General features: G+C 64.1%; 11 protein-coding genes and 1 tRNA gene. 9 read left to right on the top strand and 3 right to left on the bottom strand.

Going from position 1 to position 15156, the window contains the following annotated elements; all coding sequences use genetic code 11:
- A complete protein-coding gene (locus tag GCU68_RS03460) occupies positions 1-4485 on the bottom strand; it encodes a glycoside hydrolase family 15 protein (RefSeq protein ID WP_152939066.1) in 4485 nt (1494 codons plus the stop codon).
- 174 nt (positions 4486-4659) lie between these two features.
- Here GCU68_RS03460 and malA point away from each other — a divergent pair, with 174 nt between their 5' ends.
- From malA to GCU68_RS03445, 3 genes are all read left to right on the top strand, one after another.
- On the top strand, positions 4660-6555 hold the full coding sequence (gene malA / locus GCU68_RS03455) for an alpha-amylase MalA (protein ID WP_152939065.1): 1896 nt from the start codon (positions 4660-4662) through the stop codon (positions 6553-6555).
- Positions 6552-8963 carry a glucosylglycerol hydrolase gene (gene gghA, locus GCU68_RS03450; RefSeq protein WP_152939064.1) on the top strand — a complete coding sequence of 804 codons (2412 nt, stop codon included), beginning with the start codon at positions 6552-6554 and terminating at the stop codon, positions 8961-8963. Before malA ends, gghA begins: the two co-directional genes overlap by 4 nt.
- A 118-nt stretch (positions 8964-9081) precedes the next feature.
- A complete protein-coding gene (locus GCU68_RS03445) occupies positions 9082-9843 on the top strand; it encodes an SDR family NAD(P)-dependent oxidoreductase (RefSeq protein WP_152939063.1) in 762 nt (253 codons plus the stop codon).
- Between the two features lie 10 nt (positions 9844-9853).
- Here the strand turns inward: GCU68_RS03445 and GCU68_RS03440 are convergent, their stop codons facing one another.
- A complete protein-coding gene (locus GCU68_RS03440; protein WP_152939062.1) occupies positions 9854-10825 on the bottom strand; it encodes a succinylglutamate desuccinylase/aspartoacylase family protein in 972 nt (323 codons plus the stop codon).
- A 130-nt stretch (positions 10826-10955) separates the two neighbouring features.
- On the opposite strand from GCU68_RS03440, the gene GCU68_RS03435 reads away from it, so the two are divergent.
- Positions 10956-11474, top strand: coding sequence for a peptidylprolyl isomerase (locus tag GCU68_RS03435; RefSeq protein ID WP_152939061.1), 519 nt, complete (start codon positions 10956-10958; stop codon positions 11472-11474).
- A gap of 81 nt (positions 11475-11555) precedes the next feature.
- Here GCU68_RS03435 and GCU68_RS03430 read toward each other — a convergent pair whose 3' ends face one another.
- Positions 11556-11711 carry a rubrerythrin-like domain-containing protein gene (locus tag GCU68_RS03430; protein WP_152939060.1) on the bottom strand — a complete coding sequence of 52 codons (156 nt, stop codon included), beginning with the start codon at positions 11709-11711 and terminating at the stop codon, positions 11556-11558.
- A 194-nt stretch (positions 11712-11905) separates the two neighbouring features.
- On the opposite strand from GCU68_RS03430, the gene GCU68_RS03425 reads away from it, so the two are divergent.
- The 5 genes from GCU68_RS03425 (at position 11906) to GCU68_RS03405 (ending at position 14987) form a co-directional block, all read left to right on the top strand.
- A complete protein-coding gene (locus GCU68_RS03425) occupies positions 11906-12856 on the top strand; it encodes an oxidoreductase (RefSeq protein ID WP_152939059.1) in 951 nt (316 codons plus the stop codon).
- 89 nt (positions 12857-12945) lie between these two features.
- Positions 12946-13284: a ferredoxin gene (locus tag GCU68_RS03420; RefSeq protein ID WP_152939058.1), complete on the top strand. Its 339-nt coding sequence runs from the start codon at positions 12946-12948 to the stop codon at positions 13282-13284.
- A gap of 95 nt (positions 13285-13379) precedes the next feature.
- Positions 13380-13463 (top strand) — tRNA-Leu (locus GCU68_RS03415).
- Between the two features lie 166 nt (positions 13464-13629).
- A complete protein-coding gene (locus GCU68_RS03410; protein ID WP_152939057.1) occupies positions 13630-14730 on the top strand; it encodes a tyrosine-type recombinase/integrase in 1101 nt (366 codons plus the stop codon).
- Entirely contained in the window at positions 14727-14987 is a 261-nt protein-coding gene (locus tag GCU68_RS03405; RefSeq protein ID WP_152939056.1) for a hypothetical protein, read from the top strand. Before GCU68_RS03410 ends, GCU68_RS03405 begins: the two co-directional genes overlap by 4 nt.
- Positions 14988-15156 lie beyond the last annotated feature (169 nt).

Genomic DNA, 15156 nt, shown 5'->3' with positions numbered 1-15156 from the left:
TCAGCTCACCCACACCGTCTCAAGGGCGGTCCCGACGTCGACGAGGTCGTCGTCGTCGGTCGCTGCGATCACCTGGACGTAGTCCGCTTCGCCGGCGTCGAGTGTGGTCTCGAACGCACCGTCCGTGAGTTCGATCGTCTCGTGGCCGTCGGGCAGCCAGCAGAGTAGTTCGTCGCCGTCGCTCTCACCGATGATCGTCACGGTGTCGTCAGTGACGGTCACGTCCTCGATCGAGAGCGACGGGGCGGTCGGCGCACCGTCCTCGTAGCGCTGTGCGATGAACCGCGGCGTCTCGACGGGGGAGCCGGCATCGATCGCGTGTGACAGGCGGACGAACTGAGCCATACTCCAGGCCAGCGGTGTCGCCGAGCCGGTGCCTTCGCCGAACTCCCAGCCGTACTCGGTCGGATACTCCCGGTCCCAGACCTGTTCGGGGATCATCCGTCCGGAGTTCGCGAACCCACACATCGTCTCGAGCAGGGCGTCCGGAGCGAGGGGGCCGTCCTCAGTGCCGGCGAGCAGTTCGTACTCGGCGCGTTCGCCGGTGAAGATCGGCCACAGTCGGCCGCTGCCCCGGGCCTCGAGCGTCCAGGGTCCGCCCTCGTCGGGTTCGTCCTCGCCGACTTCGCCGTAGCCATCGCCGTTGTAGCGGTACCAGGCCGGGCCGTAGGGTGTCTCGACGCGAATCGTCTCGTCGACGACCGCGACGGAGTTCTCGATGATCTCCTCGTGTGGGTCGCGGATACCGAGCCGGACGAGTTCGAGGAAGCCGGCGTCGATGATCGCTCGCTCGTCGAGCGTGGGGCCGTTGTTGGCGAGTTCGCGTCGCATCCCGTCCTCCGGGTTACCGTTCCGAGTCACACGAACGTAGTAGGGTGTCTGCTCGTATCGCTCGATTCCGGTCTCCGTCGCGCACCAGTCGTCGACGCGCACGCGCCAGTCGTCGGCGTGAGCGAGGTACGTCAGCGCGTCGGCGCGTTCGCCCTCGGCGTCGGCAAGCGGGGCCGCACACGCGATGCCGGCGATCTCGGCGGCGATCGTACTCGGGGAATAGCCGGCCTCCTCCTCCCACCGCTCCTGGCCGCTGTGGGGGCCTGATCGGAGCAGATACTCGACGGAGCGACGGACGGTTTCGTAGTCGTACTCGACGCTCTCGAAGTCGATCCCGTGATGCTCGACGAGCTGGTAGGCCATCACGGAGGGGAACGCGATGTTGTCGAGCTGTTCGCCGCCCCAGCGAGTCCGTCCGTCGAGGTAAGTGTTCTGCGGGAGGAACCCGTTGTCCCGTTGCTGGTAGGTGTAAATGTACTCCAGCGCTTCGCGGGCACTCTCGACGTCGCCAGCAGCCCGGAGCGCGGTGAACACTTGGTAGAGGTCCCGCGCCCACGAGAAGTTGTACCCGAAATCGCGGGGGTGTTCAGCGTTCTCACCGTCGCCCCAGGGGACCGACGGACTGGCGATTCCGGCACCGATGAACGTCTTGTCTTCGACAGCTTTCAGGACCATCATCGCGGCCCGATACTGGTCTGCGAGGGCGGGCTCGTCGGCGACGGCGGCAGGGAGGGAGAACGTGGAGAGATACGACTGCCATCCCTCGACGTACTCGTCTCGAACGTCGACGTAGCCGCGATCGAGGGTCTCGTTCGCATCGGCGAGTGCCGTCTCGGTATCGCCATCCTCGGCGAAACCGAGTGCGACGGTGTCCGCGATCGAGCTCACCTCGTTTCCGAGCCGACCGACGAGAACGCTGTGTCCGGGACCGGTTTCCACACTCGCCTCGACGGTCTCGCCGTCGACGAAGAGCCGCGCGAGTTCGTTCGACCACGATCGGTCGGCACTGGCCCAGTCGAACCCGCGACGGGAGGCGAGTGCGGCCGCGACGCTGTAGGGTTCGCCGTCGGGATCGACGACAGCGTGATCGTCGGCCTCGCCCGTCTCGTGAGCCGTCAGCGCGTAGCCGTTGCCGTCTTCGATGCGGGCTGCACCGGTACCCCGAAGGTAGCCGGCGAGTGCGGCGTCGCCGACGACGTAGATGTCGTACTGGTTGCCGTCCGTGGCGGTGAAGTTCACGCTGAGCAGGATCGAGTCGTGGGCCGGATCAGTGACGTACTCCACCATGAGTTGCCACTTGTGGCCGTCACGACCGGTTTCGGTGATCGTCTGCCGGTACACCGGTGCATCAGTGCCGACCATCTCCGTGGACCGCTCGAGGCTCTCGAGTGCGTCGTCCGTGCGCTGTTCGTTGTGCGTCCGGGCGGTGTAGGTCGACGCGTCGTCCGCGTCGACGATGAGGAAGTCCACGGTTCGGAAGTTCATAAGGTCGACCCGCGGGAATCGCGGTTCGGTCATCGCGCCTTCGGTGAGCGTAAACCACACTTTCGAGGGATCCTCGGAGCCGTGATCGCAGGCCGTCCCGATTCCGTACGTCTCGCCGGTCGTCCACGTGGAATGTGCGGCAGGCCCGGATATCATGCTCGCGTCCGTCGTCACGCCAGCCTCCTGGAGCGTGGCAACAGTCCTCGATCGGAGTGCGTGGGCCCAGCCGTACGGCGTCGCGCTGTCTGCGGTGCCGGCGTCGAACACCTGTTCGGCGAGATAGCCCGACTCTTGGACGAGTTCACCACCGGGCAACACCAGATCGAGCAACTGCCGACTTCGATCGACCCAGCCCTCGGTCGTCTCGTCGGTCCGGGCTGTCCCCTCGAGCAGGTCGGCGAGTTCGACACTCGCGTGGGCGGCCCAGCAGACCGCCAGCGGCCAGATCTTCGATTCGTCTTGCTCGTCCTGCCGCCAGTCGTCGCCCTCGTAGCGAGGGAGACCGGCGACGGCACCGTCAGGCACGCGCTCGAGTCCGTCGATCGTCGTCTCGACGTGAGTCTCGAGTCGCTCGAGTCGCTCGGCGTCGAGACCGCCGACGACGGCCGCATACTCGCGGTGGGCGCTGACGAGCGCCAGCGTACCCACGTCGAGTCGGTCCTCGCCCGGCTGGCGAGCGAAGACGCCGCGCCCGGTCCAGCGCTCGGCGAGCCCCTCGTAGATTGCCGTGGCGCGTTCTTCGGCTCGTGCCTGTAACTCGTCGTCGACGGGTGCGCGTGCGACGGCCGCGAACGCCTCGAGAACGGCTGCGGCGGTGTGGGTGAATCGGCCGAGTTCGTCCTCCCAGAGACACTGGCAGGTGCCGGGCAGCCCGTCCGGCTCGAGCGCGTCGACGAGGCCGTCGAACGCGGTGTCGATCGTGTTTTCGATCATCGTGATCTCGTCCGGCTCGAGCGTCTTCGTCCGGAGGTAGGTCGCGAGGAACGCGAGGACGCTCGCACTCGCGTCGAGCTGGTACTCGGGACCGTCGCCGGTGACGCGATCGTGTGCCCAGCCGGGGGCGATCGAGCCGTCGTGGGCCCAGACGCGCTGTGGCCAGGTCCCGTCGGGAAGCTGGGTCTGACAGTAGAACGCGACGCTGTCGGCGTGTGCGTCGGCGAGACCGATATCGAACGTCTCGTCGATCTGCAACAGATGGCTCGCGATTTCGGCGTCGTCGCGGAACCAGGTGTAGCCGTAGCCACCGGTGTAGACGTGATAGGGGTCGTACTCCGGTCCCTTAATCCGTGCACCGGTCGGCGCTGTGAGCAGCGACAGCGTGCGCAAGTCGGTGTGGATGGCGTCTTGCTGTGGATGATCCGGCACCTCGAAGGTCCCGTGGGCGTTCGCCCGGTCGCGGATCCGGCCATCGGTCTGGTAATGATCGGCAAATGCTCTGACATGTGCGAGCGCGTCTGCACGAGCCGTCTTGGTGTGGTCTGCGACGAGCGAAACGAGCGTCGTCTGTGCGAGCGTCCCCTCGTCGTCGAATGGAGCGGCGACGACGACGGTGTCAGAGAGGTCGTCGTTCGCTTTCACATCGCCCGGGTAGGCTACCGGCTCGTCCTCGAGCAGTTCGTCGAAGCCACCGACCGTCCGACTGGCGACGGTCTCCAGGCCGGTCGACGCCGTCACGTAATCGTGTTCGTCGTGATAGAACACCTCGACGACGTCCTCGTGACGGAGCTGGCCGACGCTCCGTTCCTGACCATCCGGCGCGAACGTGAGTGCGGCGACGAGTTTCGCACGCTCCGAACCCGTCCCGCGCAGCTCGAAGTGCGTCAGGTGGGCGTGCTCGAGCGTGTAATCGTACTGGCGAAGCGTGATCGAACCGGCGTCGTATTCGGTGATAACGACCGTTGTTTCGCCGTCGTACCCCTGTTTCGTTGTGTCCATCTCGTCGAGCCAGGTGCATTCCTCGCCGATCTGAACGCCGAACCGGGAGTGTTCGATGCCGTTCAGTCCGAGGGTCCCTGCGGAGTAGTCCCGGATCGACCCCGAGCGATCGACGTAGACGAGTCGCCCCTCGTCGCCGGTAAAGTAGCCGTTCGTCGATCGCCGCTCGCCCGGATATCGATTCTCTGCTCTGCAGTCGTGTTTGTACTCGTTGAGCGTCGTTCTCATAGTCATAGGTTGATCGTGGTTCGGGCACCGTTTGCCAGCCGGCACGACGGAAAGATCACGATAGAAGGAATTACAACACCTATTGTAAATATTTTTACCATATTGACAGAATGTGTATCAATCTTGATTGTCAGTATTTGGGAAAAGAAAAAGTAGTACTACACCTGTTGTTAATTATTGATGGAGCATCCCGGACCACCGCAGTTCACCGCTGTCGGCGCCGCTGTCGATCTCGCACCGCGAAATCCCGATCCGGCGGCGACGTACGACTGGCACATTATCGACGCACCATCCGAAAGCACGCTCACGCTCGAGAGCGACCCCGTTCTCGAGTTCGTCCCCGACGCTCCGGGGACCTACACGCTCGGTCTCGAGGGCCCCGCCGGAACGCACCGCCTTACGGTTCGGGCCTTCCCCGAATCCCGGCAACCGACGTCGTCCGAGGGAGGGTCCGGCGAGTACGGGTTCGCCGGCGCGTACGCCGACCCCGGCGTCGAGGGAGAGACGTCCCGTCCGCGAATTCAGCTCAGCGGGCGACTCGAGGGCGACATCGTCGTTCTCGAGGCCGCGGCTCGATCGGCACCCGACAGCGACGTCCCCGATGTGGAACTCGACGTCGAGTTCGTCGCCGACGACCGCGACCCCCTCGAGACCGAGGACATCACCGTCCGCGGTCAGGACGCGCGGATCGACCGCGAGGCGATCGGCGATCGGAGCCGTGTCCACGCAGTCGCCGTCGGGACCACGCACAGCGTCGCCGACGCCGTCGCGATCGAGCGAACGGCCGACGGCGTCGTCGTGGATAGCCTCTACGAGCCGCCTGCCTGGAGCAGCGACGTTACGCTGTACGAGGTGTTCCTCCGATCGTTCGCACCCGACGACGAGCCGACCTTCGAGGCGATCGAGGCTCAGCTTCCGGAGCTGGCGGACCTCGGGGTCGACTGTCTCTGGCTCTCGCCCGTGCTCCAGCACGACGGCTTTCCCCACGGCTACAACATCACGGACTTCTTTTCGATCGCCGACGATCTCGGCACGCGAGCCGAGTTCGAGGCGTTCGTGGATGCCTGTCACGACCACGGGATTCGGGTGCTGTTCGACTTGGTACTCAACCACTCTGCGCGCGACCACGAGTTCTACCAGCGAGCGCTCGAGGGTGACGTCGAGTACCGGGACTGGTACGAGTGGGAAGACGAAGCCGCAAACGAGCCCGCGACCTACTTCGACTGGCCCTACATCGCGAACTTCAACTACGAGAACCTCGCCGTCCGTCGGCACCTCCTCGAGGTCGTCGACGAGTGGGCACCGGTCGTCGACGGCTTCCGCTGTGACATGGCCTGGGCCGTCCCGACGAACTTCTGGCAGGAGATCCGCGATCGGGTGCGGGCACACGATTCGGAGTTCCTGTTACTCGACGAGACGATCCCCTACATTCCGGACTTCCACGAGGGCTGTTTCGACGTCCACTTCGATACGACGCTGTACTTCGCCCTCCGAGAGATCGGCCACGGGAACATGACGGCCGACGCGGTAGCGAACGCGATCGAGCAGCGCACTGAGATCGGCTTCCCCGACCACGCAGCCTTTCTCCAGTACATCGAGAACCACGACGAAACGCGGTACGTCGAGGACTGTGGTCGCCCAGAAACCGAAGCCGCCGCGGGTGCGATCTTCACGCTTCCCGGCACGCCGCTGCTGTACGCCGGCCAGGAGATCGGCGAGACCGGACGCCGTAGCCCGGTCGACTGGGACGACGCCGACCTCGAGCTCCGGGAGTACTATCGCTCGCTGATCCGGCTTCGCGAGGACCGACCGGAACTCGGCCGCGACGGCACTTTCGAGCCCGTCGACATCGAAGCCGATCTCGAGGGCGCGGTCGCCTACGCACGCGAGGACGACGGCCAGCGTAGCGTCGTCGTCCTGAACTTCGGCCCGGTCGCCGCCGAGGTCAGCCTCCCGGACCGGATCGGCTCGACGACCGATCTCCGTACTGGCTCCGACGTCGGTCGCTCCGGCGGGGGGCTCTCCGTCGAGAGTTGCGTCGTCGTCGATGCGCCACTGTCGGGTGAGACGCGATGAGTGAGTCCACTGGCGACGGCTGTGCCGTCCTAGAGGAGCGGACAACCGAGTTGTGTACGTGGTGTGCCGACACGCTCGAGGCGCACGACGATCCGTTCGAGGGCGCGCAGGCGATCGTCCCGAAACTGGGTGCACACTGGCGCGACGGCTGGGCCGAGTTCGGGTTCTGGACGCCCGAACTCGTCGAGAGCGACGTTCCGGCTGAGGACGTCTCCCTCGAGATCTTCACGCCGCCAGCCGACGTCGACCCAGGAGCAGCCGAACGGACTGTCTCGGTCCGGTACGATCGCGTCCCGACACAGCGATCGGGCGAGTACACCTGGGCAGCGGTTTCGGGACCGCGTGCCGGCCGCCGGGAGAGACTCGGCTCGCTGTATCGACTCGTCTACCGCGACGACGGCTCGTGGGAGACGATCACCGACCCGCTCGCGTACTCGGTCCCGTTCGGTGCGTACGCACCTGCCGAACTGTACGATATCGATCACCTCGATGCGACACGCGACGATCGGGACTACTTCCGGGCCCTCGGCACCGACGAGGAACGCATCGAAACGAGCGAGCACGACGGGCTACCACGCGTCGAGCCCGCGACCAATCTGCTCGAGATCCATCCCCGGAGTGCGACCGACGACGGCTCGCTTGCGGGACTGACCCGCCGATTCGAGACGATCGGCCGCAAACAGCGCGCGGACGAGGAACTGACCCCAGCGGAACGGAACTTCGCTGGCTACGACGGCGTCCAGTTGATGCCGATCGCCCCGATCGCCGAGGGCGACTACCAGCCCGATCACTTCGAGGTGGAGACCGAACCGGCGGGCATCGACTCGGCCGCCCTCGAGGTCACGTTCCGGAGCCCCGACATGAGCAACTGGGGGTACGACATCGTGATCTCGGGGTTCGGAGCGACCAACCCCGCCGTCCTCGAGACCAGCCGACCCGACGAACTCGTCGATTTCATCGCGACGCTGCACGACCTGCCGGAGCCGATGCGCGTCGTCTTCGACGTCGCGCTCGGTCATGCGGACAACGGGGCGCTCCCGCTGCTGGCCGAGCAGTACTTCCAGGGACCGGGGATGTACGGCCAAGAACTCGACTACACGCAGCCGACAGTCCGGGCAATCCTGCTCGAACTCCAGCGCCGGAAGATGGACTGGGGTGCCGACGGGATCAGAGTCGACGGAGCCCAGGATTTCACCAACTGGGACCCGGAGACGGAGTCGGAGTGGCACGACGACGAGTTTCTGGCGGCGATGGACGCCGTCACCCAAGAGGTCGCCGGCACCGAGTACCGTCCCTGGATGATCTTCGAGGACGGCCGCCCCTGGCCCGCCGAGGACTGGGAACTAGCCTCGACGTACCGCGAACTCATCGACCAGCATCCCCACTCGTTCCAGTGGGGGCCGGTGACGTTCGCGCACAACACCCCTGCAATCCTCACCTTCTGGGCGACGAAGTGGTGGCGTGTCCGCGAGGTCGCCGACGTTGGCAGCCAGTGGATCTCGGGTGTGTCCAATCACGACACGCTCCGTCGTGGCGCACAGGTCGAAATCGGCGAAGCCTGGAACGCCACTCAGGAGAACCCCTATCTGGCCGAGACGCTCCACGAGACGATCGGACGCGCGTACAACAACCCCGCTTCGAACGCCCTCTTTTACTGTTTCCTGCCGGGCGTGCCGATGGACTTCGTCCACGCGAACATGCGTGCCCCCTGGGATTTCGTCCGCGATACCGACGACACGTGGAACGTCAAAGTCGTCGGCGAGGCGGCCTATTTCGTCGACTGGCACATCTCCGAAGAGCGATACGACGATCCCAACCACTTCTCCCGACTCAAGGAGCTCGGGTTCGAGGACCGTGACGAACTCCGAGAGTTCGTTCACGCGCTCGCCTCGGCCGTCGCCGTCACCGACTACGACTTCGAGACGATGTCGACCGTTCTCTCGACGCTCTCCCCGCCGCTCGGCGACGGCCAACCGACTACAGCCGATCTCGAGCAGTTCGCCCTCGCCTGGATGCGCGATCTCGAGGCGTACTGCAACCTGTCTCACTGGACGGACGAACAGGACCCCGAGCGAACCGCCTTCGATCGACGGGTTCGGGCATTTCGCCACGACCGGCCGTGGCTCCGTCAGGATCTCCACGAAGACGACGTCTTCGACTATCACCACCCCGCCGACGGAACGGTGCTCTACTACGGACGGCGACGAGCTCCTGACGAGAGCGAGGAACTGCTGTTCGTAGCGAACATGGAAGGCCAGCCCGCGACCGCCGTCCCGACCGAACTCGTCGAGACGACCTGCAGCGACTGGGAGGTCGCACTCTCGACCGCCGAGCGCGCGGACGTACGCGCCGACGAGCCCGTAACGCTTGCCGACAGCGACGTCGTCATCTTCTCGCGGACGAAGTAAGTCTCCGTCGGCCAAGGATTACCACTGTTTTAGAGAGACTCGAGTTTTGCAAACAGATATTCCGTTTATATGTGTGGTAATGAACGAATTTATAGACCGGTCGTCCGATTGATACGCTATGCGACTCGAGAACAAGACAGCGCTTATCACGGGTGCCGCGTCGGGTATCGGGCAGGCGACGGCCGAACGGTTCGCCGAGGAGGGTGCACGAGTGATCGTGACGGACATCGACAGCGACGACGGGCAGGAGCTCGCCGAGGCCCTCACGGCGGACGGTGCGGAGGCCGAGTTCTCCGATCTCGATGTTACCGACAGCGAGGCGTTCCACACGGTCGTCGACGCCGTTGCCGAGACGCACGGTCTCGACATCATCGTCAACAACGCGGGGGTCGGCCATCCCTCCGCTCGACTAGAGGACACCGACGACTCGGCGCGTGACTTCGTCATCGATGTCAATATCAAGGGCGTCTGGAACGGCTGTCACGCCGCCTTACCACATATGAAAGAGCAAGGCCGTGGTGCGATCGTCAACGTCGGGTCGCTGGCGAGTATCCTCGGACTGCCCAAGCAGGCGGCCTACTCGCTGAGCAAGGGGGCCGTATTGAACCTCACCCGTGCGATCGCAGCCGAGGCCGGTCCGTACGGTGTGCGTGCGAACACCGTCTGTCCGGGCTTTACGGACACCTCGTTGCTCGAGCAGTATCTGGCGGCCCAAGACGACCCCGAAGCGGTCCGCGAGGCGATGGCCGAGGAGTATCCACTCAAACGTTTGGGCGAACCCGAGGAGATCGCCGACGCCATCCTCTTTCTCGCGAGCGACGAGTCCTCGTTCGTCAGCGGCCACGGACTGGTCGTCGACGGCGGGTTTTCGACCTGCTGATTCGGTGCGATTATGCCTCATCGATCTCTGCGACGCTCGCGAGTCGGTCTCCCGCGACGACGGTCGCCTCCTGCGTGAGCACGTAGAGAAGGCCGCTCCGATCCGCTACCGCCTCGTAGAGCGGTTCGTACGTCGTCGGATCGTACACTGTTCCGAGCGTCGTCCCCTCGTCGACGAACTGGCCGACCTCGAGCGCTGGCTCGGGCCGGAACAGCCCGGAGTCGGTGGCGGTGACCTGTCCGAGGTGGTTGCGAGCGACCGTCTGGTCTCGATCGGGAACGTTCCCGGGCAGCATCTCGAGTGAGCGACAGACGTCGAACAATCCCTCGACGCCGGCCTCGACGACGTCCTCGACGATCTGTTTGTTGTGTGCGAGTTCGGGCGTGATCGACGGGATTCCCTCCTCGGCGGCGGTGACGCGGAGTTTGCCCGCGAAGCCGCGCCGGTGCCACTCGACTGTGGCGTCGTCGTCTGCCCGTTCGGCGAGTAAGAGTTCGGTGCCGAACGCTTCGGCGAGTCGCCGGGCGTCCTCGTCGCCTTCCTGGTAGACCACGTGTGGCAGCATCTCCGGGCTCCCCGTGTGGAGGTCGACGACGGCATCGGCCTGTTCGATCTCGGTCCAGAGGCGGGCGGCCATCCGCTGGTGGAGACTGCCGTCGGCGTCACCCGGCCAGACTCGGTTCATGTTCGGGTTGACGCTGTCGAGCACTTCCGGTGTGGTGTAGGAGACGCGATCGAACGTCAGCGGGTTCGCGACAGGGACGGCGACGACGGTTCCCGACAACTGCTCGAGCGACAGGCGCTCGTGAAATCGGCGAAGCGTTTCGGTCCCGTTGATCTCACGGCCGTGCTGGGCCCCCTGAACGTAGCAGGTCGGCCCGTCAACGGGGCCGCGATACCGGTGAATCGTCGTCGTGAGTTCCACGCCGGAGGGAAGCCGCGCGAGTGTCACCGCTTCGGCGGTATGCGTTCCGGTGGCCATACGACGTCGTTCCACGGCCGGTGGTATGTAGCTGCGGCCGTCTCGTGTGCCTCGAGGCGGATCGACACACCTAGACGTGTCATAACTCGAGACCACTACCGTTTTCAGTCGTCCCGTCGTCGCCGAGAGTATGGGAGACGTAACTGCGACCCTGCACACGAACCGCGGCGACATCGAGGTCGAACTCTATGACGAGCGCGCACCGCGCACCGTCGACAACTTCGTCGGGCTGGCTACGGGCGGTAAGACGTGGACCGACCCCGAGACGGGCGAGGAAGTCGAAGGCGAGCCACTGTACGACGACGTCGCCTTCCACCGCATCATCGAGGGCTTCATGATTCAGGGCGGCGACCCAACCGAAACCGGTCGCGGCGGTCCCGGCTACCAGTTCGACGACGAGTTCCACGACGACCTGCGTCACGACGACGCGGGCATCCTGAGCATGGCCAACTCCGGGCCGAACACCAATGGCTCGCAGTTCTTCATTACGCTCGATGCCCAACCTCACCTCGACGGTCGCCACTCTGTCTTCGGGAAAGTCACTGACGGGATGGATGTCGTCCGCGAGATCGGCTCCGTCGACACCGACCGGAACGACAAGCCACGAGACGAGGTCGTCCTCGAGTCGGTTTCTGTCGACTACGAGTAACACCGACGCTCGGCGACTCGAGTACGTCGCGTTTTTGTTCCGCACACCACGTAGCGAGCCGACGGCGTCACGGACTCGCGATTACTCGACCGATTTGGCTCGGTTATGGAAGTCGCCACCACACTCCTCACATTCGCCGGGGTTGGTCTCGGCCCTGACGATGTTCCCACACTGGAGACACTCGTACTCGGAGCTGATCTCTGACGTGTCGTTTTCGACATCTTGGCCGTGGGGCATACGCTACTAGTGGCTCGCCAGCCACAAAAGACTACGTGTACTGTTCAGCAACTGTCACGAACACTGTCCTGAACGGGCCGGCTCGTGTCACCGGGTCCGCGACAGGTGCCACCAGCCGGATCGAATCCGACTAGTCGGCAGTGCTGACTGCCGCGTACACCACGCTTAGATGGGTTGCACCCGTCTATCCGCGTATGGGCTGGACTGCCGCCGATATCCCGCCGCAACACGATCGGACCGTCATCGTGACGGGCGCAAACAGCGGCATCGGTCTCGAGACCACCCGCGAAATCGCCCGGAACGGGGCGACGGTGATCATGGCCTGCCGGGACACTGACCGCGGCGAGGACGCCGCACGGGACGTCCGTTCGGACGTTCCGGACGCCGACCTCCGAATCGAGGACTGTGATCTGGCGCGTCTCGAGTCGATCCGCGCGTTCGCCGACCGCCTCGGTGACGACCCGGTTGATGTCTTGATCAACAACGCCGGGACGATGGCGATCCCACGACGGGAGACCGCCGACGGCTTCGAAACCCAGTTCGGCGTCAACCATCTGGGCCACTTCGCGCTCACGGGACTGGCGCTCGAGAACCTGCGGACAGACGGCTCGAAGCCGGCGCGCGTCGTCACCGTCTCGAGCGGCCTCCACGAGCGCGGCGAGCTCGAGTTCGACGACCTGCAGAGCGAGCGCGACTACGACCGGTGGGACGCCTACAGTCAGTCGAAACTCGCGAACGTGTGCTTCGCATATGAACTCGAGCGACGGTTTCGGGCGGGTGGTGTCAATGCGAGAAGCGTCGCAGTCCACCCCGGCTACGCCGACACACGACTGCAGTCGCGCAGCGTCGAGGACCGCGGCCGCGTGGCTCGAGCGGCGACGCGACTCGCGAACACGGTGTTGGCCCAGTCTGCCGAACGGGGCGCGCTGCCGACGCTGTACGCCGCGACCGCGCCGGACGTCGAAGGCGGCGGCTACTACGGTCCCGGCGGTCTCATGAACATGCGCGGCACACCCGAGCGACAGGCGTCGTCCGATCGCTCGTACGACCGCGAGACGGCCCGCAGACTATGGACCGTCTCGAGCGACCTCACCGGCGTCACCTACGATCTCCCCGAACCGACGCCAAAAACGCGGTCGTCCTGACTGGCGTCGTCGACCGCTGGTCTCGAGCACGCGGCCACGGTCGGCGCGCGACCGTAACGGGAAAGACCACAGGGCCGAACCATCAGCTAATGAGCGACGACGGTATTCAACGCGCGAGCGATGTCGGCTCGTCGGATGCACCGCCGATCGAGGAAAAGCCCTACAAGATCATCTTCGAGGCCAACAAGTGCTTCGGCGCGGGCAAGTGCGCCGAGGTCAGCGACAACTGGGAGATGTCGATCAAATCCGGCATCGCCCAGCCGACGACGTACTTCTTCGGCGAGGAGGACCTCGAGCACAACGTCCGTGCAGCAGAGGTCTGCCCGGCGAAAAAAGACGACGGCTGTATTCACGTGATCGACCGCCGAACCGACGAGGAGATCGCGCCCGATCCCCACGGCGACGGCTCGCTGAGCGTCGACTGGTAACGGGCACCACGAACACACCGACGCGTGCCGGCTGACCGGGATCGACATCGAAACGCACATTCCGGGTGGGGTACTATCCTCGAGTGCACTTCTGTGCGAGGGTAGCCAAGCAGGCCAACGGCGGTGGGCTTAAGACCCGCTCCCGTAGGGGTCCCTGGGTTCAAATCCCAGCCCTCGCATTCCAGGGCTTTGCCCTCTTGCGGTTTTCACGCGTCCGAGCAACGTGTACGTTAACCAACTATCGCCCAACATCGTTCGATGTGACTGCCAAAATCGCAAGACAGCGGCGACTTTGACGATTGGGCTACACCCGTTCCCGTTCGATGAAATGGGTTCGGACGCAACATGGTCGAAATCAACTTCGAAATCGTCCCACGGAAGGCCGAAACGTATCTGAACAGCAAACAGCTCGTCGATTACGAGAACAAGCGGCGCGAGTTCGTCGAGTGGCTCCTTGTGTTCGGTAAAAAGCCCGAGAAGGTCGAGGGCTACTCCGAGTACACCGCGCGCGCCACGACGTACCGCATCGGCGTTTTCGAACGCTACGTGTGGGAGAAAGAAGAGGAGTACGTCCCAGTGCTGACTCGAGACCACGCCGACGATTACGTGATGCATCTGGCGAAGGAGGACTACAGTGGCTCGCACAGGTGTAACACTCGAGACGCGCTGGTTCGCTACTTCAAGTGGCGACACCACCAGCATGGCGAGGAGAAGTGGGAGCCGAAGATCTCCTTCTCGAAGGATCAGAACACGCAGCCGCGTGACTTCCTGACCGTACAGGAGCGCAGAAAGGTTCGGGAAGCCGCACTTGATTACGGCTCGATCCCGAGTTACCGCTCGCTCTCACCGGAAGAGCGTGCAGAGTGGAAGAAGTACGTCTCACAACGGTTGCGGAAGCCGCTCGAGGAGGTATCTCCCGATGATTGGGAGCGAGTCAACGGATGGAAGCTGACGTCGATCGTGTGGACGAGCTTGGACGCGGGCCTTCGGCCAGCGGAAGTCGGCCGCGCGAAAGTCTCGTGGGTGGACACGGAAAACGAAGTGCTCCGCATTCCCGTTGAGGAGTCCACCAAGAACCGCGATAATTGGCTCGTAAGCATCTCCTCGCAGACCGCAGAAGCACTCGAGCGGTGGATCGAAGAACGCGATCAACGGGAACTCTACGACGATACGGACGCACTGTGGCTCACCCGCTTCGGAAACCCGTACGATTCGCAGTCGCTCAAACGACTACTCCACAATCTGTGCGAGGAAGCAGGGATCGACACGGAAAACCGGAAGATGAGCTGGTACTCGATCCGATACTCGGTCGGGACGTACATGACTCGAGAAGAGGATCTGGCCGCTGCGCAGGCGCAATTGCGTCACAGGAGCGTACAGACGACGATGAAGTACGACGCTGCCCCGGTCGAAGATCGCCAGGACGCACTCGACAGAATGGGATGACCATGACGACGTACAACACAGCAGAAGTGCAGGAACTCATCGACGCCTACCCGGAGGCCCGAACGCAGCGAGAACGCCGCCAGCTCGAGACCGCGATCCTCGAAGCAACCGTCTGGCAGCTCGATGAACTCGAAGATCAAGAGTGTGGCTTCGCGGCCTTCAGTGAAGATGAACTTCGTCGGATCTACGGCTGTGTTCCTGACGAGAACAAAGACGTCAAGAGGCTACTGAGACGGCCATACCTGAATCTGTTCTAATATAGTAGCCACTGACCGTCACTGCACACCGCATCGAACGACTGCTGTGTGATGTGTGGTTGCAATCGTACATAATAGGATGAATGGTTCTGTTGAAAATCTTAATCGGCGATAAGTTTCAGGAGTCGTGCAAGATACACAGCGCGAATGTACCACGGAGTTTTTTTAG

This window comes from Natronorubrum aibiense (genome assembly GCF_009392895.1).
Taxonomy (GTDB): domain Archaea; phylum Halobacteriota; class Halobacteria; order Halobacteriales; family Natrialbaceae; genus Natronorubrum; species Natronorubrum aibiense.
The sequence above is the reverse complement of the archived record's forward strand: the minus strand, read 5'-3'. Positions and strand labels throughout refer to the sequence as shown.

Coding starts and splice junctions, on each gene's coding strand:
- gghA (WP_152939064.1), top strand. CDS start 6,552: ATGAGTGAGTCCACTGGCGACGGCTGTGCCGTCCTAGAGGAGCGGACA.
- GCU68_RS03430 (WP_152939060.1), bottom strand. CDS start 11,711: ATGCCCCACGGCCAAGATGTCGAAAACGACACGTCAGAGATCAGCTCC.
- GCU68_RS03425 (WP_152939059.1), top strand. CDS start 11,906: ATGGGCTGGACTGCCGCCGATATCCCGCCGCAACACGATCGGACCGTC.
- GCU68_RS03405 (WP_152939056.1), top strand. CDS start 14,727: ATGACCATGACGACGTACAACACAGCAGAAGTGCAGGAACTCATCGAC.
- GCU68_RS03440 (WP_152939062.1), bottom strand. CDS start 10,825: ATGGCCACCGGAACGCATACCGCCGAAGCGGTGACACTCGCGCGGCTT.
- GCU68_RS03410 (WP_152939057.1), top strand. CDS start 13,630: ATGGTCGAAATCAACTTCGAAATCGTCCCACGGAAGGCCGAAACGTAT.
- GCU68_RS03445 (WP_152939063.1), top strand. CDS start 9,082: ATGCGACTCGAGAACAAGACAGCGCTTATCACGGGTGCCGCGTCGGGT.
- GCU68_RS03435 (WP_152939061.1), top strand. CDS start 10,956: ATGGGAGACGTAACTGCGACCCTGCACACGAACCGCGGCGACATCGAG.
- GCU68_RS03420 (WP_152939058.1), top strand. CDS start 12,946: ATGAGCGACGACGGTATTCAACGCGCGAGCGATGTCGGCTCGTCGGAT.
- GCU68_RS03460 (WP_152939066.1), bottom strand. CDS start 4,485: ATGACTATGAGAACGACGCTCAACGAGTACAAACACGACTGCAGAGCA.
- malA (WP_152939065.1), top strand. CDS start 4,660: ATGGAGCATCCCGGACCACCGCAGTTCACCGCTGTCGGCGCCGCTGTC.